The organism is Kitasatospora sp. NPDC001132 (genome assembly GCF_053598415.1).
Map to the genome: position 1 here is coordinate 13,481 of NZ_JBSFKF010000055.1, position 18,557 is coordinate 32,037.

At 70.9% G+C, this 18,557-nt stretch carries 12 protein-coding genes and 1 pseudogene; 3 read left to right on the forward strand and 10 right to left on the reverse strand.

Features of this window, described 5'->3' with window-relative positions:
- Positions 1-12: 12 nt before the first annotated feature.
- The gene (locus ACWDBE_RS37445) at positions 13-867 is read right to left on the reverse strand and encodes a hypothetical protein (RefSeq protein ID WP_449810209.1); all 855 of its coding nucleotides are present in this window, start codon (positions 865-867) and stop codon (positions 13-15) included.
- Positions 868-1,060: 193 nt separating this feature from the next.
- On the opposite strand from ACWDBE_RS37445, the gene ACWDBE_RS37450 reads away from it, so the two are divergent.
- The gene (locus ACWDBE_RS37450; protein ID WP_449810210.1) at positions 1,061-1,981 is read left to right on the forward strand and encodes an A/G-specific adenine glycosylase; all 921 of its coding nucleotides are present in this window, start codon (positions 1,061-1,063) and stop codon (positions 1,979-1,981) included.
- A gap of 173 nt (positions 1,982-2,154) precedes the next feature.
- On the opposite strand, the gene ACWDBE_RS37455 is transcribed toward ACWDBE_RS37450, so the two are convergent.
- Entirely contained in the window at positions 2,155-3,750 is a 1,596-nt protein-coding gene (locus tag ACWDBE_RS37455) for an MDR family MFS transporter (protein WP_449790990.1), read from the reverse strand.
- A 222-nt stretch (positions 3,751-3,972) separates the two neighbouring features.
- On the opposite strand from ACWDBE_RS37455, the gene ACWDBE_RS37460 reads away from it, so the two are divergent.
- Positions 3,973-4,605, forward strand: coding sequence for a TetR/AcrR family transcriptional regulator (locus ACWDBE_RS37460; RefSeq protein WP_449790991.1), 633 nt, complete (start codon positions 3,973-3,975; stop codon positions 4,603-4,605).
- 15 nt (positions 4,606-4,620) lie between these two features.
- On the opposite strand, the gene ACWDBE_RS37465 is transcribed toward ACWDBE_RS37460, so the two are convergent.
- Positions 4,621-5,565, reverse strand: a complete 945-nt coding sequence (locus ACWDBE_RS37465) for a M23 family metallopeptidase (protein ID WP_449790992.1) — start codon at positions 5,563-5,565, stop codon at positions 4,621-4,623.
- A 359-nt stretch (positions 5,566-5,924) separates the two neighbouring features.
- On the opposite strand from ACWDBE_RS37465, the gene ACWDBE_RS37470 reads away from it, so the two are divergent.
- A complete protein-coding gene (locus tag ACWDBE_RS37470; RefSeq protein WP_449790993.1) occupies positions 5,925-7,154 on the forward strand; it encodes a threonine aldolase family protein in 1,230 nt (409 codons plus the stop codon).
- Positions 7,155-7,279: 125 nt separating this feature from the next.
- On the opposite strand, the gene ACWDBE_RS37475 is transcribed toward ACWDBE_RS37470, so the two are convergent.
- From ACWDBE_RS37475 to ACWDBE_RS37505, 7 genes and pseudogenes are all read right to left on the reverse strand, one after another.
- Positions 7,280-9,625, reverse strand: a complete 2,346-nt coding sequence (locus ACWDBE_RS37475; protein ID WP_449790994.1) for an immune inhibitor A domain-containing protein — start codon at positions 9,623-9,625, stop codon at positions 7,280-7,282.
- A 345-nt stretch (positions 9,626-9,970) separates the two neighbouring features.
- Positions 9,971-12,493 (reverse strand): ATP-dependent Clp protease ATP-binding subunit, encoded by a 2,523-nt coding sequence (locus tag ACWDBE_RS37480; protein ID WP_402415585.1) that lies wholly within the window; start codon positions 12,491-12,493, stop codon positions 9,971-9,973.
- A gap of 650 nt (positions 12,494-13,143) precedes the next feature.
- Complete coding sequence (locus ACWDBE_RS37485) at positions 13,144-13,497, reverse strand: histone-like nucleoid-structuring protein Lsr2 (RefSeq protein ID WP_363380541.1); 354 nt, start codon at positions 13,495-13,497, stop codon at positions 13,144-13,146.
- Positions 13,498-13,588: 91 nt separating this feature from the next.
- On the reverse strand, positions 13,589-14,125 hold the full coding sequence (locus ACWDBE_RS37490) for an amino-acid N-acetyltransferase (RefSeq protein ID WP_402415582.1): 537 nt from the start codon (positions 14,123-14,125) through the stop codon (positions 13,589-13,591).
- 10 nt (positions 14,126-14,135) lie between these two features.
- Positions 14,136-14,573 carry a BlaI/MecI/CopY family transcriptional regulator gene (locus tag ACWDBE_RS37495; protein ID WP_449790995.1) on the reverse strand — a complete coding sequence of 146 codons (438 nt, stop codon included), beginning with the start codon at positions 14,571-14,573 and terminating at the stop codon, positions 14,136-14,138.
- A 242-nt stretch (positions 14,574-14,815) separates the two neighbouring features.
- Positions 14,816-16,336: pseudogene (lysX, locus tag ACWDBE_RS37500) on the reverse strand (bifunctional lysylphosphatidylglycerol synthetase/lysine--tRNA ligase LysX); the annotation flags it as partial.
- 127 nt (positions 16,337-16,463) lie between these two features.
- A complete protein-coding gene (locus tag ACWDBE_RS37505; protein ID WP_449810211.1) occupies positions 16,464-18,263 on the reverse strand; it encodes a hypothetical protein in 1,800 nt (599 codons plus the stop codon).
- Positions 18,264-18,557 lie beyond the last annotated feature (294 nt).

Sequence of the window (18,557 nt, forward strand, 5' to 3'; positions counted from 1 at the left end):
GTTGACCGGTGCTCAGCCGTCCAGTCGGATCGAGGCCCGGGCCGAGACCTTGTCCCCGGCGACCCCGGTGAGCTCCGCGAGCACCACATAGGTGCCGGCCGGCGGCGGCGTCTGGTCGGCGGTCGCGCACTGCGGCTTGCTGCGGCTGCGGTCCCAGGTGAAGGTCTCGGTCTGGCTGCCGTTCGCGCCGAGCTGCACCCAGATGTTGCCCTTGTCGGCCGGGCAGTCGCCGGAGGACCAGACCCGGTCGTTGCTGCTGCCGCTCACCGTGATCACGGAGGCGGTGCGGCCGAGGTCCACCCGGCAGTTGCTGCCGGAGGAGTTCTTGACCGTCAGGGCCAGCCGGGGCTTGTCCTTCGGCTGGTACGAGTTCTGGGTGCCGGCCAGCTCCAGCGCCACCTGGGAGGAGGCGCAGACCGGCAGCGCCATGATCTCGGGGGTGTTGACCGCCGGAGCGGCCCCGGCCGTACCGCCGGCGCCGCCACCGGTGCCGCCGCCCGTGGCCGGCGCCGCGCCGCCACCGGGGGCCGGGTTGGCCGCGCCGGCGCCGGTGCCACCGCTGAGATTGACCTCGGTTCCGCCGCCGCCCGCCACCGGCCCGCCCCCGTTGCCGCCGCCCGGGCGCGCCGCGGGGCCGCTCGGGGAGGTGCCGGGCGTGATGGCCTGGGCCGGTGTCTGGTTCTGGGACTCGGACGGAACGGCCTGTGCGGCCTTGCCCTGTGAGCCGCCGTCACCCCCTCCGCCCTGATCGATCATCAGCCACGCGATCAGCGCGACGACCGCCGCGACGGCGACGAGCACGACGACGCGCCGCCGCCAGTAGATCGAGGCCGGCAGTGGTCCGACTGGTTGACGCAGAGAAGGCACGACCAAACTCTACGAGACTGTGTGTGGCGATTGACTCACCAACACCGCACAGTCGCCCCTTCCTTCACATGATCCGCCATTTGATCCGTTCGAGCGAGCCCCGACCGGACGATTTCCGGCGGGTCCCGGGGGCGATCCGGACCACCCCGGTCCGCTTCGGCCCGGTCGGCGGGCGTGGGAGGATCGAAGGGCCATGACTGCCATCACCGCCCCCGCCGCCGGCGCCGTCCGGCCGCCGATGCCCCTGCCGCTGTTCCACTCGACCGTCCTGGACTGGTACGAGGCGAGCAAGCGGGACCTGCCCTGGCGCGCCCCCGACGCGACGCCCTGGGCGGTCATGGTGAGCGAGTTCATGCTCCAGCAGACCCCGGTCAAGCGCGTGCTGCCCGCCTGGGAGGCCTGGCTCACCCGCTGGCCGACCCCGGCCGACCTCGCCGCCGAGGCGCCCGGCGAGGCCGTCCGGATGTGGGGCCGACTGGGCTACCCGCGCCGGGCGCTGCGCTTGCACGCGGCCGCGGTGGCGATCACCGAGGAGCACGGCGGCGAGGTCCCGGACGACCACGCCACCCTGCTCTCGCTGCCCGGGGTGGGGGAGTACACCGCCGCCGCCGTCGCCTCCTTCGCCTTCCGCCAGCGGCACGTGGTGCTGGACACCAACGTCCGCCGGGTGTTCGCCCGCGCGGTGACCGGCGTCGAGTACCCGGCCCAGGCCACCACCGCCGCCGAGCGCCGCACCGCCACCGCGCTGCTGCCGGACGACGCCGAGACGGCCGCCACCTGGGCGGTCGGCGTGATGGAGCTGGGCGCGCTGGTCTGCACCGCGCGCGGCCCGGAGTGCGGGGACTGCCCGCTGTTCACCACCTGCGCCTGGCAGCGGGCCGGCCGCCCGCCGTACGAGGGCCCGGCCCGGCGCGGCCAGTCCTACGAGGGCACGGACCGCCAGGTGCGCGGCAAGCTGCTCGCGGTGCTGCGCGAGGCGCACGGGACGGTGCCGCAGGCCCGGCTGGACGCGGTCTGGCCGGACGCCGTGCAGCGGGCCCGGGCACTGGACGGCCTGGTGGCGGACGGCCTGGTCGAGCCGGTCGAGCAGGGCGTCTACCGGCTGCCCCAGTAGCGGGCACCTCCCGCGCCGAACCCACCCGGCCCCCGCCAGGCCCCGTGGCCCCCACGGCCCGCGCGCAGCCGCCCGCCCCCGGAACGACGGCGCCCGCGGAACCACGACGCCCGCGGAACGACGGCGCCCCCGGGAGGGCGAACCTCCCGGGGGCGCCGTACGGGGCGGAGCCGTCAGACGGCCGCCGTCTCCAGCGAGGCCTCGGCCTGCTTCTCGTCCTTGCCGGTCCCGCGCAGCGGCACCTCACGCAGGAACACCGCCGCGGCGATCGCGATCACGGCCACGCCGGCGCCCCACAGGAAGACGGTGTGCATGCCGTTGGACACCGCGTGGTGGTAGGCGTCCTGAACGGCCTCGGGCAGCTTGCGCAGGTCGTCCATGGTCATCTGGCTCGGATCCTGCGCGCCGCCACCGGTGACGGCCTGCTCGCCGAGCCGCTCCTTCATGGTGTCGGTCACCCGGTTGTTGAACAGCGCGCCGAACAGCGCGACACCGAAGGAACCGCCGATGGTGCGGAACAGGGTGGCGGTGGAGCTGGCCACGCCCATGTCCTTGAGCTCGACGCTGTTCTGCGCGACCAGCATGGTGACCTGCATCAGGAAGCCCATGCCGGCGCCCAGCACGATCATCCAGCAGGCCGAGGTGAACCTGCTGGTCTCGGTGCCCATGGTGGAGAGCAGGATCAGGCCGCCGGTCATCACGAGGGTGCCGATGATCGGGAAGATCCGGTACTTGCCGGTCTTGGTGACGGCCTGGCCGACCACCAGCGAGATGATCAGCATGCCGAACATCATCGGCATCAGCAGCAGCCCGGAGTTGGTCGCCGAGGCCCCCTGGACCGTCTGCTGGTAGAGCGGCAGGAAGACGGTCGAACCGAACATCACGAAGCCGACGATGAAGCCGATGATCGAGACCAGGGTGAAGTTCAGGTTCCGGAACAGGCCCAGCGGCAGCATCGGCTCCTGGGCCCGCCGCTCCACGTAACAGAAGCCGATCAGCGAGGCGATGGCGAGCGCGGCCAGGCCGAGGATCTCCTTGGAGCCCCAGGCGTACTGCTGGCCGCCCCAGGTGGTGATCAGCACCAGCGAGGTGATGCCGGTGGTGAGCAGGATCGCGCCCAGGTAGTCGATCTTGGCGTTGCTGCGGACCTTCGGCAGCTTCAGGGTGACGACGACCACGGCCAGCGCGATCACGCCGAGCGGCAGGTTGATGTAGAAGGTCCAGTGCCAGCTCAGGTGGTCGGTGATGAAGCCGCCGGCCAGCGGGCCGCCGATGGTGGCGAGGGCCATCACCGCGGCGAACATGCCCTGGTACTTGCCGCGGTCGCGCGGCGGGACGAGCGCGCCCATGATCGACATGACGCCGACCATCAGACCGCCGGCACCCAGGCCCTGCACGGCCCGGAAGCCGATCAGCTCGTTCATGGTCTGCGACAGGCCGGACAGCGCCGAGCCCACCAGGAAGATCACGATCGAGGTGAGGAAGGTGCCCTTGCGGCCGTACATGTCGCCGAGCTTGCCCCAGATCGGGGTGGAGGCGGCGGTGGCCAGGGTGTACGCGGTGACCACCCAGGACAGGTGCTCGGCGCCGCCGAGGTCGTGGACGATGGTCGGCATCGCGGTGCCGACGATCAGGTTGTCGAGCATGGCCAGCAGCATGGTGACGACCAGGCCGACCATCACGAGGCGGATCTCGCGCGGTGACCGCGGCTGCTCCTCCTCGGCCGTCTTGCCCTCCGGCACCGGGCCGGCGGTCTTGGACTGTGACATGAGGTGGGGTCTCCCGGAGGGTGGTGCGGGCGGAGCGTGGTGCCGTGGGGCGGCTCACTTACTTGTCGCCCGGCTAGTTTATCGACCGTCGGCACGGTAGGTTGTTCACTAGCCGGTCGTCAAGCCAGTTTCCCGACCGGCCTTCTGGGCAGGGAGAATGAGCCCGGGGCGGACACCGCCCCGGGGTCCGCAGTAGTCACCGACGCAGTCATGAGGCAGGCCATGGGCACTCCGCACAGCCCCCGTAGCGACACCCGGGCTCGCATCATCGAGGTGTCCCTGGAGCTCTTCTCCGAGCAGGGCTACGAGCAGACCTCACTGCGCGAGATCGCCGACCGCCTGGGCGTCACCAAGGCCGCGCTCTACTACCACTTCAAGACCAAGGACGACATCGTCCTGGGCATCGTCGAGCGGATGGCCGCGCCGATCGACGACACCATCGAGTGGGGCCGCAAGCAGAGCTGGAGCCCGGAGATGCGCGACGAGCTGATCCGCCGCTTCGCCGACGGGATGGCCGAGCGGGCCCCGCTGCTGCGCTTCTTCCACGAGAACCAGCCCGCGCTGCGCGAGTCCCCGGCCGGGCTGGCCTTCAAGGACCGCATGATCACCATGATGCAGCTGGTGCACGGGCCGGGCGCGGACTTCCACGACCGGCTGCGGGCCGCGATGGCGCTGTTCACCGTCCACTCGTCGCTGTTCCTGGTCAAGCAGGACAACGCGGACTGCGAGCACGCCCCGAACGTGTGGGGCGAGCAGCCGCCCCCGGCCGAGCTGGACGAGGCGATCGGGGCGGCCCGGGACATCGCGCTGGAGATCGGCGCCCGGATCAGCCACCCCGCCCCCAGCGTCGGCTGACGACCGTCGGGCGGCTCAGAAGTCCGTGACGCCGTGCCCCGCGAGGTAGGCGATCGGGTTGACCACCGCGCCGTAGCGGTTGCTGGTGCGGATCTCGAAGTGCAGGTGCGGGCCGGTCGAGTTGCCGGTGTTCCCGGACGACCCGAGCCGCTCGCCCGCCGACACCTGCTGGCCCGCCGAGACGGAGACCGAGGACATGTGGGCGTACTGCGCGAAGTGCCCGTCCGCCAGCCGCAGCACGACCTCCTTGCCGTACGCGCCGTCCCAGCCGGCCGACACCACCGTCGCGTCGCCGACCGCCAGCAGCGGCGTGCCCGGGGCCACCGCGAAGTCCACCCCGGTGTGGTACCCGGCCGCGTAGTGGCGGTCGGGCTTCCCGTACGGGTTGCTGGTCGGCGCGTTCGGCACGGGCGCCGACCACCCGGGAGCCGGCTCGGGTGCGGGCTCGGGCGCGGGCTCGGGCTCCGGGGCCGGCTCTCCGGCGGGCTCCTCCTCGGGCTCCGGCGGCGGCGGTACGAGCGGCAGCAGGTTGGCCGCCACCCCCACGGACTGCTGCGCCGAGGCCCCGTCGTCGGGCAGCTTGTACGGGCTGGGGCCGGCCACCTGGACCAGCCCGGCGTTGGGCACCTCCGCCCGCGGCACGGTGAAGGCCGAGCTGCCCGGCGTGGTGGGTCGTACGGTCTGCGCCGAGGCCGTGCCCGGGGTGGCCACCAGCAGCACGCCGGCGAGCAGCACGGCGGCGGCCCCGGCCGAGATCAGCGCGTGGTCGTGCTCGGCGCGCTGGCTGCTGCCGGGCAGCGTGGTGTGCCGGGGCGAACCGAGCGTGCGCAGCGGCGCGGCCTGGGTGCGGACGGCGTGGCCGATCCGGGGCCGCCAGACGGCGGCCTGGGCCGCGGCCTGGGCCACCGCTCGGGCGGCGAGCCGGCGGAGGGCCGGCCCGACGGGCGGGATGGTGGACATCGCTTGCCGTACCTCACGGATCGTACGAGGGCAGCACGAAGGGCCCGTTCGGGAGCGTGCTGAGCGGGGGACCACTCAGGTTTAACGGTCACTGAGCGGAGTCCCAAACGCGGTGACGTACTACGGCATGTAGTCAGCGTGGCGTCGGAGATTCCAACCGATGGAGTAGTGATCATGCGATCCGATCGTCCATGACGGCTTCGCAGTGGTCCGCCGATCCCTCCGGCTCCACTACTACCACCGGTCGTACCGCGCCGGAGGCCTGTGACCAGCACCACGCGCGGCCGGGGTTTGGCGGACTCGGACCGCTTTCCGCCCGCACCGCTGACCGGTGCGGCCCGCTGCGGGACCATCGAGCCATGTATGGCAACAGGAGCGAAGATCCCGACGCCAGTGACCGCCCGAGCCTGCCGGACCGCCGCTTCGCCGCCCTGCGCGGCTGCGAGCGGCTGCTGTCCGGGGCCCGGCCGCAGAGCATCCGCGAACGCCTCGCCGACCTGGCGGGCCGGCCCCCGGGCGAGCCCGGGGGCACCTCCGAGCCGCACGCCGCTCCCGAGCCCCACACCGCCCCCGACCTGGACGGCCGCCCCGACCAGTACGGCGACGGCGTGGTTCGCACCCTGGAGCAGCGGGTCGCCGAGCTGCTCGGCACCGAGGACGCGGCCTTCTTCCCGACCGGCACGATGGCCCAGCAGACCGCGCTGCGGATCCACGCCGAGGCCGCCGGGCTGCGCGCCGTGGTCACCCATCCGCTGGCCCACACCGACCGGCACGAGCGGCACGCGCTCGGTGTCCTGTCCGGCCTGCGCAGCCTCTGGCCGACCACCGCGCCGCGCCAGCCCACCGCCGAGGAACTGCGCGCCCTGGACGAGCCGTACGCCGCGCTGAGCCTGGAGCTGCCGCTGCGCGACGCCGGGTTCGTGCTGCCCGGCTGGGCGGAGCTGGTGGAGCTGGCCGCGGTGGTGCGGGAGGAGCACGGTGCGGCGCTGCACCTGGACGGCGCCCGGATCTGGGAGTCCGCGGTCGCCCTCGGCCGGCCGCTGCCGGAGGTCGCCGCCCTGGCCGACTCGGTCTACGTCTCCTTCTACAAGGCGCTCGGCGGCATCAGCGGCGCCGCGCTGGCCGGCCCGCGCGGCTTCGTCCGCACCGCCCGGGCCTGGCGGCACCGCTACGGCGGGCAGCTCTACCAGCAGTGGCCGTTCGCGCTGGCCGCCCTGGCCGGGCTGGAGCGCGAACTGCCGCGGCTGGCCGGGTACGTGGCGCACGCCCGGACGGTCGCCGGGGCGCTGGCCCGGGCGGTCGCCGCCGTCCCCGGTGCCCGGGTGCAGCCGGCCCCGCCGCACACCCACCAGTTCCAGCTCTGGCTGCCGTACCCGGCCGCGGAGTTGGAGGAGGCCGGGCTGGGGCTGGCCGAGGACACCGGGATCGGGCTGTTCGGCGCCTGGCGCGAGTGCGGGTCGCCCGGGTTCTCGATGACCGAGGTCACGGTCGCCGCGCCGGCCCTCGACTGGACCGGCGCGGACGTCGCGGTGGCGGTCGCCGCCTTCCTGGACCGGTTGTCGGCCGGCCCCGGAGCCGGGCGGTCCTGAACCCCGGCCCGACTCCGACCGGATCCGACAAAGCGTCCGGCCCGCCCCCGCGCGCTGCGGGGACGGGCCGGACGTGGAGTTGTCAGAGCTGCCTGGTCACAGGCCGATCGCTACCGGGGTGGCGATCAGTTGTCGACCGGGCGGACCCGGATCCAGGTCTCCAGGTAGTTCGAGGACTCGTTCTCGACCTCGATGCTGGTCCCGGTCTTCGGGACGTCGACACCGCTGTACGGGTTGTCCTTGTTCCACCAGGACTTCAGGTCGTTGAACTCGTCGACGCCCTTGGCCTTCGGGATGACGGTCTCGACGCCGGCCTTGTGCAGGGTCAGCCCCGAGGTGCGGCGGGAGCCGAAGGTGGAGTCGTAGCCCTGCATGCGCGGACGCATCAGGCTGCCGTCGGTCCACTTCAGCGGAGCCGGGTGCGAGTCGACCGGCAGGACCAGGCCGTGGCCCGGGTGGGCGCTGACGTTGTTGTCGGTCTGCGACTGGTCCCAATACCAGATCAGCAGGCCGGGCTGGTACGAGTAGTGCTCGACCCAGTTCGGCTTGTCGGCGAAGCCGAAGTTGTACGGGCCGGTCTTCAGCGTCTGGTCGAAGGACACGTACTGCCGGTTCTCCGCGATGTAGTACTGCGCGTAGTCCTTGGTGTACGAGCCGCCGAAGCGGGTGAAGCCCTCGGCCGCCCAGCTGTTGTCGGCCTTCTCGACGTCGTCGCTGAACACGGTGGCGCCGTCGGCGACGACCGCGATGTTGTCCAGCGTCAGGCCGCGGTAGTGCAGGCCGCCGTCGGTGGTGTTGTGGTAGCGGAACTTGATCTTCTGGCCGGCGTAGGCGTCCAGGTTGAACGACAGGTCACCCCAGGCGGCCACCTGGCCGCTGATGGCCGGACGGCCGTTCTCGCGCGGCAGTGCGGTGCCGTTCCAGGTGCCGTCGATGACGGTCCAGGTCTTGCCGCCGTCGGTGGAGACCTCGCCGAACGCGTAGTCGAAGTCCTGCTCCAGCTCGTACCAGGCCTTGGCGTTGATGCCGGCCTTGGCCTTGCCGGTCAGGTCGATGTCGCGGGTCAGCGTGACGTTCAGGTTGTCGGCGCTGCCGCTCCACCACTCACCGGTGCCGCCGAACGGCTTGTTGATGTCGGTGGTGATGCTCTTCTTCGGCAGGTCGACGATCAGGCCCTGCGGCAGCTTGCTGTTGTACTCCGCCGGGCCGATGTGGTGGGTCGACTCGGTGCCGGCCTTGGCGCGGTCGACGTTCAGCCAGCCGAGCTGGTACTTGCTCCAGCCGTCGAGGTCGTTCGGCATGTCGCCGATGCTGTTCTTGCCCTCGCCGAGCCAGGAACCGGAGGACATCAGCGACCAGAAGCCGACCGAGTTGTCGATGCCCTTGCCGGCGGTGTCGTAGAGGTCCGGCAGACCGAGGTCGTGGCCGTACTCGTGGGCGAAGACGCCGAGGCCGCCGTTCTCCGGCTGCATCGTGTAGTCGCCGATCCACAGGCCGCTGTTGCCGACCTGGACGCCGCCGAGCTTGTTGCCCTCGGGGCCGGCCGTGCCCTGCAGGTTGCCGTAGACGTACGAGCGGTGCGCCCACAGGGCCTTGGTGCCCTGCTTGCCGCCACCGGCCGACTTGTCCTCGCCGGCGTGCACGATCTGGAAGTGGTCGATGTACCCGTCGGGCTGGTTGAAGTTCCCGTCGTGGTGCGAACCGTAGCGGTCCCACTGGTCGTACTGGGCCAGGGTCGCCTTGATCTGCGCCTCGGTCTGACCCTTGGCCAGCTGGTCCTTGTACCAGATGTCCACGGCGTCACGGATCAGGTCCTGCGCGCTGGCGCAGACGTTGGAGCCGCAGTAGTCGGACCCGTAGCGGGCCTCGTTCCACGGCACCCGGACCCAGTCCGAGACCACGCCGTCGACCGAGTAGCGGCCCGAGGACTGCTTCTCGTAGTAGGTCTTCAGCGAGGGCTTGTCCTTGGCGAAGTACAGGTCCTGGAAGTGCTGCTGGTTGTAGTCGGCCTGCCAGGCGGTCGAGTTGTTGGTCGCCGGGTCCGGCGCCTCGATCTCGTTGTGCTTCGGGCCGGGCTCGCCGCCGTACTTGACCTTGCCGTCGGCGGTCTTGGTGGTGTTGTCCACCTGGTCACCGAAGTCGACGAGGATGGTGAAGATCTTGTCCGTGCGCTCGCGGGCGAGCTCGACGTACTTGTCCTTGCCGAGCTTCACACTGGTGCTGCCGTTGTGCTGCTCGATCTGCGCGGTGCCGTTGAGCAGCTTCTCGGTGGCGGCCTTCTGCTCCGCCTCCACCTTCGCGGTCAGCGGGCCCGGAATGTTGTGCTCGGTGTTCTGAACGGCGTCGGCCGGGTCCTTCGGGACCGGGGCCGAGCCGGCGGCGACGGCGGTGCCCGGGAACAGGCCCGCACCGAGCGCGACTATGACCGCCGCGGCCGTCGAGGCCGCGGCGGTTTTCCTGGTGTTCTTCAACGTTGTGACGTCCTCCCCGACCGGGGCCAAGCGCATGGCCAAAGCCCGGCAAACCAAAATGAAAGACAGGTGGACGTCATTTGATACAAGCGTGCACAGAAAAGATAGACCTTGACCATGACATGGCCACGGCGCTATGCTCCGCGACTTCCCATCACCTGACCGTCTGTCAACCGTATGTTGGTTAAAGCTTGCTGAGAAACCGGGCGCACCCGCACCAGCCAGCGTGGGAGCCTGCCATCCCGGCCCGCACCGGCTCCGGCCCTGGTGGGAGGCGCACGCACCGAGCCCCCGGCGTGAACGCCGGGGGCTCGGTGGCTGTGAAGTTGTCTGTTAAAAGTTGGGTTACTTCGTCAGGTCCGGACCGGACGAGGCGACCGCGGCCGGGGTGTCCGCGACGGCCGACTTCTCCTCACCGCGGAAGGTGAACTTGGCGTCCTTGCCCTCGCCCTCGACGTCGACGACGACGATGTGGCCGGCCCGCAGCTCGCCGAAGAGGATCTTCTCGGAGAGGTGGTCCTCGATCTCGCGCTGGATGGTGCGGCGCAGCGGACGGGCACCCAGGATCGGGTCGTAGCCGCGCTTGGCCAGCAGCTTCTTGGCCTCGACGCTGAGCTCCAGGCCCATGTCCTTGTCCTTGAGCCGCTCGTCCACCTTGGCGATCATGAGGTCGACGATCTGGATGATGTCGTCCTCGGACAGCTGGTGGAACACCACGATGTCGTCGACACGGTTCAGGAACTCGGGGCGGAAGTGCTGCTTGAGCTCCTCGCCGACCTTCGCCTTCATCCGCTCGTACCCGGTCTGGGTGTCACCCGTGGCCGCGAAGCCGAGGTTGAAGCCCTTCGAGATGTCCCGGGTGCCGAGGTTGGTCGTCATGATGATGACGGTGTTCTTGAAGTCGACCACGCGGCCCTGGGAGTCGGTCAGGCGACCGTCCTCCAGGATCTGCAGCAGCGAGTTGAAGATGTCCGGGTGGGCCTTCTCGACCTCGTCGAAGAGGACGACCGAGAACGGCTTGCGGCGGACCTTCTCGGTCAGCTGGCCGCCCTCCTCGTAGCCCACGTAGCCGGGCGGGGAGCCGAACAGCCGGGAGACGGTGTGCTTCTCGGAGAACTCGGACATGTCGAGCGCGATCAGCGCGTCCTCGTCGCCGAACAGGAACTCCGCCAGCGTCTTGGACAGCTCGGTCTTACCGACACCGGACGGGCCGGCGAAGATGAACGAACCGCCGGGGCGCTTCGGGTCCTTGAGGCCCGCACGGGTGCGCCGGATGGCCTGGGAGAGCGCCTTGATGGCGTCCTTCTGGCCGATGACGCGCTTGTGCAGCTCGTCCTCCATGCGCAGCAGGCGGGACGTCTCCTCCTCGGTCAGCTTGAAGACCGGGATGCCGGTGGCGGTGGCCAGGACCTCGGCGATGAGCTCCTCGTTGACCTCCGCGACGACGTCCATGTCGCCGGCCTTCCACTCCTTCTCGCGCTTGGCCTTGGCCTGCAGGAGCTGCTTCTCGTCGTCGCGCAGGGACGCGGCCTTCTCGAAGTCCTGCGCGTCGATCGCGCTCTCCTTCTCGCGGCGCACGTCGGCGATCTTCTCGTCGAACTCGCGAAGGTCCGGCGGCGCGGTCATCCGGCGGATGCGCATCCGGGAGCCGGCCTCGTCGATCAGGTCGATCGCCTTGTCCGGCAGGAAGCGGTCCGAGATGTACCGGTCGGCCAGGGTGGCGGCGGCGACCAGGGCGGAGTCCGTGATGGAGACCCGGTGGTGGGCCTCGTAGCGGTCGCGCAGACCCTTGAGGATCTCGATGGTGTGCGGCAGCGAGGGCTCGGCGACCTGGATCGGCTGGAAGCGGCGCTCCAGCGCGGCGTCCTTCTCCAGGTGCTTGCGGTACTCGTCCAGGGTGGTGGCACCGATGGTCTGCAGCTCGCCGCGGGCCAGCATCGGCTTGAGGATGCTGGCGGCGTCGATCGCGCCCTCGGCGGCGCCCGCGCCGACCAGGGTGTGCAGCTCGTCGATGAACAGGATGATGTCGCCGCGGGTGCGGATCTCCTTGAGCACCTTCTTCAGGCGCTCCTCGAAGTCACCGCGGTAGCGCGAGCCGGCCACCAGGGCGCCCAGGTCCAGCGTGTAGAGCTGCTTGTCCTTGAGCGTCTCCGGGACCTCGCCCTTGACGATCGCCTGGGCCAGGCCCTCGACCACGGCCGTCTTGCCGACGCCGGGCTCACCGATCAGCACCGGGTTGTTCTTGGTGCGGCGGGACAGCACCTGCATGACCCGCTCGATCTCCTTCTCGCGCCCGATGACCGGGTCGAGCTTGGCCTCGCGGGCGGCCTGGGTGAGGTTGCGGCCGAACTGGTCCAGGACCAGCGAGGTGGACGGGGTGCCCTCGGCGGGCCCGCCGGCCGTGGCCGACTCCTTGCCGCCGCCACCGGTCTGGTAGCCGGAGAGCAGCTGGATGACCTGCTGGCGCACCCGGTTGAGGTCGGCGCCCAGCTTCACCAGGACCTGGGCGGCGACGCCCTCGCCCTCGCGGATCAGGCCGAGCAGGATGTGCTCGGTGCCGATGTAGTTGTGGCCGAGCTGAAGCGCCTCGCGGAGCGACAGCTCCAGGACCTTCTTCGCCCGGGGGGTGAAGGGGATGTGGCCGGACGGGGCCTGCTGGCCCTGGCCGATGATCTCCTCGACCTGCTGGCGAACGGCCTCAAGAGAAATCCCGAGGCTCTCCAGGGCCTTGGCGGCGACGCCCTCGCCCTCGTGGATCAGACCCAGGAGGATGTGCTCGGTGCCGATGTAGTTGTGGTTGAGCATCCGGGCTTCTTCCTGAGCCAGGACGACAACCCGCCGCGCGCGGTCGGTGAACCTCTCGAACATCGTTTATCGCTCCTCAGAGCGGTCGGGCAGTTCGGGGTCCGTCCCCGCCCTGTCCTTCCGCATGCTAGTCCCGCTCAGCGGCGCGGCCCACGGATTCACTCCCCGGTAGAGGAGCGAGATGCTGCGCGACCAGCCGACACCAATCTCAACCTGATGCTGGGAAACGGTGTTCCCGCAGACGGGCCGGATGCACCGGATTCCGCTACGCCATCGGCGAACACGTGCCGCCGGGGCGCGGCCGGAACGGCTCCGGCCGGTCGCACTTACTGCCCCTGGACGGGCCGAAGAACCCGTCCACCTGCATTCATACCCGGTATCGGGGCGCTTCTCGCGCAGTTTCCGCGGTGGCGGTGTTCGCCTGGCGAGAAGTCGGGCCGTGGAGACGGCGGTTCGACGGCGGCCGGGGCCCGGGTGCACCGCCCGGAGGTGTCCGCGTTGCCGCTTCGCCCCTACAGCGTCGCACAGGCCGTCGTTGTTCCGCCGCCCGAGCCGGCGCCCCGCGCGGCCCTCGGTACCGGTGGTGGCGCGGCCCCGGTGGGCACGCGCCGCGGGGCGCGGAGGAGACCCTCCGCGCCCCGTGCGTGTGATGGCGGTGCCGTCTCCGGCCGCCGGGGCCCCGCGCCCGCTCCGGCGGGCCTGCGGCGCCGGGATCAGGACGCGTTGGCCTTCTCGTAGGCCTCGCGGACGTTGCTCGGAACGCGGCCGCGGTCGTTGACCTCCAGGCCCTGCTCCTTGGCCCACGCGCGGATCTTGGCGGTGTCGGGCGCACCGCCGCCGGACGGACGCGCGGCACCGCCGCGGCCCGGGCGGCGGGCACCGGCGAGCCGGCCGCTCTGCTTGCGGCCCTTCTCGACGTACGGCGCCAGCAGACCGCGGAGCTTGTCCGCGTTCGCGCTCTTCAGGTCGATCTCGTAGGCAACGCCGTCGAGCGCGAACGTCACCGTCTCGTCCGCCGAACCGCCGTCGAGATCGTCTTCAAGAATGACCTGCACCCTCTGTGCCACGGGCTTCCCTTTCCGCTAAACGACCCATTGCCTAAGGAAAGGAAAGCGCCTTTCTCCGGAAAACACAAACCCTTGACCCGGGTGGAGCGGCTCAGAGGTGCAGCAGCATGCGCGAGTTGCCCAGTGTGTTGGGCTTCACCCGCTCCAGGTCGAGGAACTCGGCGACGCCTTCATCGTACGAGCGGAGGAGTTCTTCATAGACATCCGTAGCGATCGCCGCCGGGTCTGTCGTACCATCATCGGTTTCCTGGACCTCGCCGATCTCGACGAAACCGTGTTTCGCGAAGAACGCGACCTCGAACGTCAAGCAGAAAATCCGACGGACGCCCAGCCAGCGTGCCGTCTGCACCAGCTTCTCCAGCAGCAGGTGCCCGATCCCGTGGCCCCGGACGACCGGATCCACGGCGAGCGTGCGGACCTCGGCGAGGTCCTCCCACATCACGTGCAGTGCACCGCAGGCCACCACCGCGCCGTTGTCGTCGCGTTCCGCGACCCAGAACTCCTGGACGGATTCGAACAGTGTGACTGTGGGCTTGTCCAGCAGAATGCCGTCGCGAGAGTAGGCGTCGATGAGCCCGCGCACTGCCCGCACGTCCGTGGTCCGCGCCCGGCGGATGGTGACCTCCATGGTCGGGACGTTATCGCGCCGCTCCCGGTTCCGTCCCACCGGTATCCGGTCCGTCGTCCGCGGAATCCGCGCCGGGCGGATCGGACGGGAACAGTGCGGCCACCCGCAAGGCGTCCCGGAGCGCTTCGCGTTGCTCGGGGGACATCAGGCCGAAGAAGTGCACCAGGGCCGCCGCCGGATTGTCACTGGTGGCCCAGGCGTCGTTCATCAGGGCCGCTGTGTACGCCTCACGCGAGGAGACCGGTTCATATCGATAGGCCCGGCCGACCCGCTCGCGGCGCAGCCAGCCCTTTCTGTGGAGCTTGTCCAGGACGGTCATCACCGTGGTGTACGCGATTTCGCGTTCCGACCGCAGATCCAGGAGAACCTCGCGAACCGTGACCGGTCGGTTCCACTGCCACACCCGGGTCATGATGGCGTTCTCAAGTTCGCCGAGTTGCCGGACCATAGTGCGGCCAGGATAGGGAGTGAATGGGGCAAATCTTGTGAAGTGCGCCAAACCGGCGCGCCGCCACCCCCGGGAATCGGGAATGGCGGCGCGCCGGTCGTTCGGGCGGCTGACGGCGTCAGTCGAGGTCTTCCTTGGCCCGCTGGGCCCCGCCCTGGCTGCGGATGATGGCCCGCACCAGGAATCCGAAGCCGATCGCCATGACCAGCGGCGGCACGATCGCGCTGACGTAGTCCATCAGGTCACTCCTCCTCGGTCTTCTCCGCCGTCGGGGCGGAAGCCTTCGGCTCCGGCTTCACCAGCGGGAAGAGCACCGTCTCCCGGATGTTCTTGCCGGTCAGCAGCATGATCAGGCGGTCCACGCCGAGGCCGAGGCCACCGGTCGGGGGCATCGCGTACTCCAGGGCGCGCAGGAAGTCCTCGTCCACCTGCATGGCCTCGACGTCGCCGCCGGCCGCCAGCAGCGACTGGGCGGTGAGGCGGGCGCGCTGCTCGACCGGGTCGACCAGCTCGGAGTAGGCGGTGCCGATCTCGGTCCCGAAGATCACCAGGTCCCACTTCTCGGCAACGCCGGGCTGCGAGCGGTGCTGGCGGGTCAGCGGGGAGACCTCGGTCGGGTAGTCCTTGATGAAGGTCGGCCGGACGGCGTTCTCCTCCAGCAGGCGTTCGACCATCTCCAGGACGATCTGACCGTGGCCCCAGTCCTTCTCGAACGGGATGCCGTGCTCGGTGGCCAGCTTGCGCAGCTCCTCGACACTGGTCTCCGGGGTGACCTCGGCGCCCAGGCGGGCGGAGATGCCCGGGTAGACGCGGACCTCCTCCCACGGCTCGGCCAGGTCGATCTCGTGCTCGACGCCGTGCGCGTCCACGCCCCTGATCACCGTGGTGCCCAGCGCGTCCCGGGCCGCGTTGACGATCGTCTCGCGGATCAGCTCGGCCTGGGTGTCGTAGTCGCCGTACGCCTCGTACGACTCCAGCGAGGTGAACTCCGGATTGTGGGTGGAGTCCGCGCCCTCGTTGCGGAAGTTGCGGTTGATCTCGAAGACCTTCTCGGCGCCGCCGACCACCAGCCGCTTGAGGTACAGCTCGGGGGCGATGCGCATGTAGAGGTCGATGTCGTACGCGTTGATGTGCGTCTTGAACGGACGCGCGTTGGCGCCGCCGTGCACCGGCTGGAGCATCGGGGTCTCGACCTCGATGTAGCCGCGGTCCTCATAGGTGCGGCGGATCGAGCGGACGACCTTGCTGCGCAGGTGCAGGATCTCCCGGGCCTCGGGGTTGACGATCAGGTCCACGTAGCGCTGGCGGACCCGGGCCTCCGGGTCGGTCAGGCCCTTGTGCTTGTCCGGCAGCGGGCGCAGGCACTTGGCGGTGAGCTCCCAGCGGTCCACCATCACGGACAGCTCGCCGCGCTTGGAGGTGATCACCTCGCCCTCGACGCCGACCTGGTCGCCGAGGTCGATGTCGGCCTTCCAGGCCGCCAGCCGCTCCGCGCCCAGCTTGTCCAGGGAGAACATCACCTGGAGGTCGCCGGTTCCGTCGCGCAGGGTGGCGAAGCAGAGCTTGCCGCCGGTGCGCGAGAGGATCACGCGGCCGGTGACGCCGGCCCGCTCGCCGGTGGCGGTGTCCGGCTCCAGGTCGGGGTGCTTGGTGCGCAGGTCCGCGATGGTGGTGGTGCGGGGGAATCCGACCGGGTACGGGTCGACACCGGCCGCCCGGAGCCGGTCCAGCTTCTCGCGCCGGACGCGCATCTGCTCGGGAAGGTCGTCGGTCGCGGGAACAAGGCTCTGATCGCTCACCCCACAAGGGTAGCCAGCCACACGTGGTGCTCCGCGCCGGGACTGCCGTGAGGGGAGACCGCGACGGCGGTCTCCCCTCGGTGCGGCGGGGTCAGCCGTCGCGGCGGGCCCGGAGCCGGCGGGCGGTGACCAGACCGGCGGTGCCGAGCAGCACGGCGGCGGCACTCGTCGCGGCCAGCGGGAGGGCGGCGGAGGTTCCGGTGCTGGCCAGGCTGCCGCCGGTGGCCCGGTCGGTGCCGGAGCCGGTGCGCACGGTGGAGCCGGAGCGGGTGCCGCCGGTGCCCGGGTCGGCCTGCGCGTCGGGACCGGCGGAGTCCCTGCCGGTGAGGCCGGCCGGGACGACCGCGCCGGTCGGCGCGGGGGAGGGCTCGGTGACGGGCGCCTCGGTGGCCGTCCCGGTGGGGGTCGGGGCGGGCGTGCCGCCGGTGCCGGGCGTGCTGCCAGGGGCGGCCCGCAGGTCCACCTTCAGCAGGTCGTTGGCGGGGTTGTGGTCCCAGCCCATGACGGCGCTGGGGTGGCCCGGCTCGTACTCGCTGGTCATGTTCTGCAGGGAGACCGTCGCGGTCAGCTCGCCGGTGCCCTCGGGGACGGAGAGGGTCAGCTTGTGGGAGTTGGTGGCGCCCGCCGGGATGAAGAAGTCGCCCAGTCCGTCGCAGGAGAACTTGTTGAGCGGCTTGTCGGACTTCTGGCCGAGCACGTAGTCGTTCGGCCGGCAGGTCGCGGGCAGGCCGGTGACGGTGACCCCCTCCGGGAACTGCACGGTGAGGTTGGGCGCGGCCTCGCCGCCGCTGCGGTCCATGACCGAGGCCGGACCGTTGTTGACGGCCCCGAGGGTGAAGGTACCGGTGGTGCCGGAGGCGTCCGGAGCCCAGGAGCCGTTCACCGCGAAGTCGGCGCTGTTGTCGGCGAGGACCTCCTGCTCGGTGGAGTAGGCGTTGATGTCGAGACCGTCCGGGATCCCCTCACCGGAGGTCTTCACCAGGGTGGCGGGAGCGCCCGTGCCGCGCTGGAACGACAGCTGCCGGCGCAGGTCCGCGGCGCCGCTGCCGTACATGCCCTCGGCGGGGAAGACGGAGTAGCCGGCGAAGGCGTAGCGGGCGTCCGCGCCCACGGTGAGGTCGAGGCCGTTCAGCTTGACGGCCTGGCCGGGGGCGATCTCGCCGTCGACGGTGCAGATGCCGTGCACGGTGGGCATCGGGCGGCCGAAGCCGCGGCCCGCCCAGTCGCCCTTGTCCTTCGCGTACTCGCAGTTGGAGGGCCAGGTGGCCACGTCGAGGCCAGGGGTCAGGTAGACCTCGACGACCGCCCGCCGGGCCGCGGACTCGCCGTGGTTGGCGAACTCGAGGGTCGACGGGAGCGTGCTGCCGACCTTGACGCCGAGCTGCTCCGAGGGCGCCTTGGTGCGGAAGCCGGCGCCGCCGATCTCCACCGGGATGTCGGCCTCGCCGGTCTCGGCGCCGGGTGCGCTGAGGGTGGCGTGGACGGTCCCGGTGGAGCCGGGGCGGACTCCCGCGACGGCACTCAGCCACGGGTGGTTGGTGATGTTGATGTTCTCCAGGTCGAGGCGCCAGAGGTCGCAGGTGATCACCTTGCCCGCGGTGGCGCAGCCCGGGACGCTGAGCGTGGCCAGCCCGTCGATGCCGGTGGTGTCGAACGCGAGCTTGACGCCGTTCACGACGCCGGTGCCGGTCCGGCCGATCCGCAGGTGGATGTTCTCGCCGAACTGGGGCTGGGGGGCCGGCTGGGTCGAGATCTGGATCGTGCCGGTCGGGAAGATCCTGAGCTGGGTGCCGGCGGCGTGCGCCGGGAGGGCCGCGGTGCCGGCGGCCAGGGCGGCCACGACCGTGGCCGTGCCCGCGCCGAGGAACCGGCGCGTGCGAGTCGAGTGCATGTGAATCCCCCGCGAATGGAGTGATGAGGATCCGCACCCTAGGGATCGTCGAACGTCCGTCAACCCGGTTGATCCGTCATCAATTCGCCCAGGTCGGGACCGAACGGCCTGGTCAGCGGGGGAAGTTATGAAGACGTGACCGGCGGCGGCCGGCGGGACGACGGCATTGTCGACACATGGACCGGCATGCGGACGGAGGGGAGACCGCGACGGGCGGTCTCCCCTCCGGGGGGGGGGGGGGGGGGTGGGGGGGGGACAGCCGGTGCCGGTGGCGTGTTGGACGTCCTCCGTGTA

Bases quoted from the DNA above. Each gene is read 5' to 3' on its own strand.
- ACWDBE_RS37460 (WP_449790991.1), top strand. From the start codon at position 3,973: ATGGGCACTCCGCACAGCCCCCGTAGCGACACCCGGGCTCGCATCATC.
- ACWDBE_RS37505 (WP_449810211.1), bottom strand. From the start codon at position 18,263: ATGCACTCGACTCGCACGCGCCGGTTCCTCGGCGCGGGCACGGCCACG.
- ACWDBE_RS37480 (WP_402415585.1), bottom strand. From the start codon at position 12,493: ATGTTCGAGAGGTTCACCGACCGCGCGCGGCGGGTTGTCGTCCTGGCT.
- ACWDBE_RS37465 (WP_449790992.1), bottom strand. From the start codon at position 5,565: ATGTCCACCATCCCGCCCGTCGGGCCGGCCCTCCGCCGGCTCGCCGCC.
- ACWDBE_RS37490 (WP_402415582.1), bottom strand. From the start codon at position 14,125: ATGGAGGTCACCATCCGCCGGGCGCGGACCACGGACGTGCGGGCAGTG.
- ACWDBE_RS37455 (WP_449790990.1), bottom strand. From the start codon at position 3,750: ATGTCACAGTCCAAGACCGCCGGCCCGGTGCCGGAGGGCAAGACGGCC.
- ACWDBE_RS37495 (WP_449790995.1), bottom strand. From the start codon at position 14,573: ATGGTCCGGCAACTCGGCGAACTTGAGAACGCCATCATGACCCGGGTG.
- ACWDBE_RS37450 (WP_449810210.1), top strand. From the start codon at position 1,061: ATGACTGCCATCACCGCCCCCGCCGCCGGCGCCGTCCGGCCGCCGATG.
- ACWDBE_RS37470 (WP_449790993.1), top strand. From the start codon at position 5,925: ATGTATGGCAACAGGAGCGAAGATCCCGACGCCAGTGACCGCCCGAGC.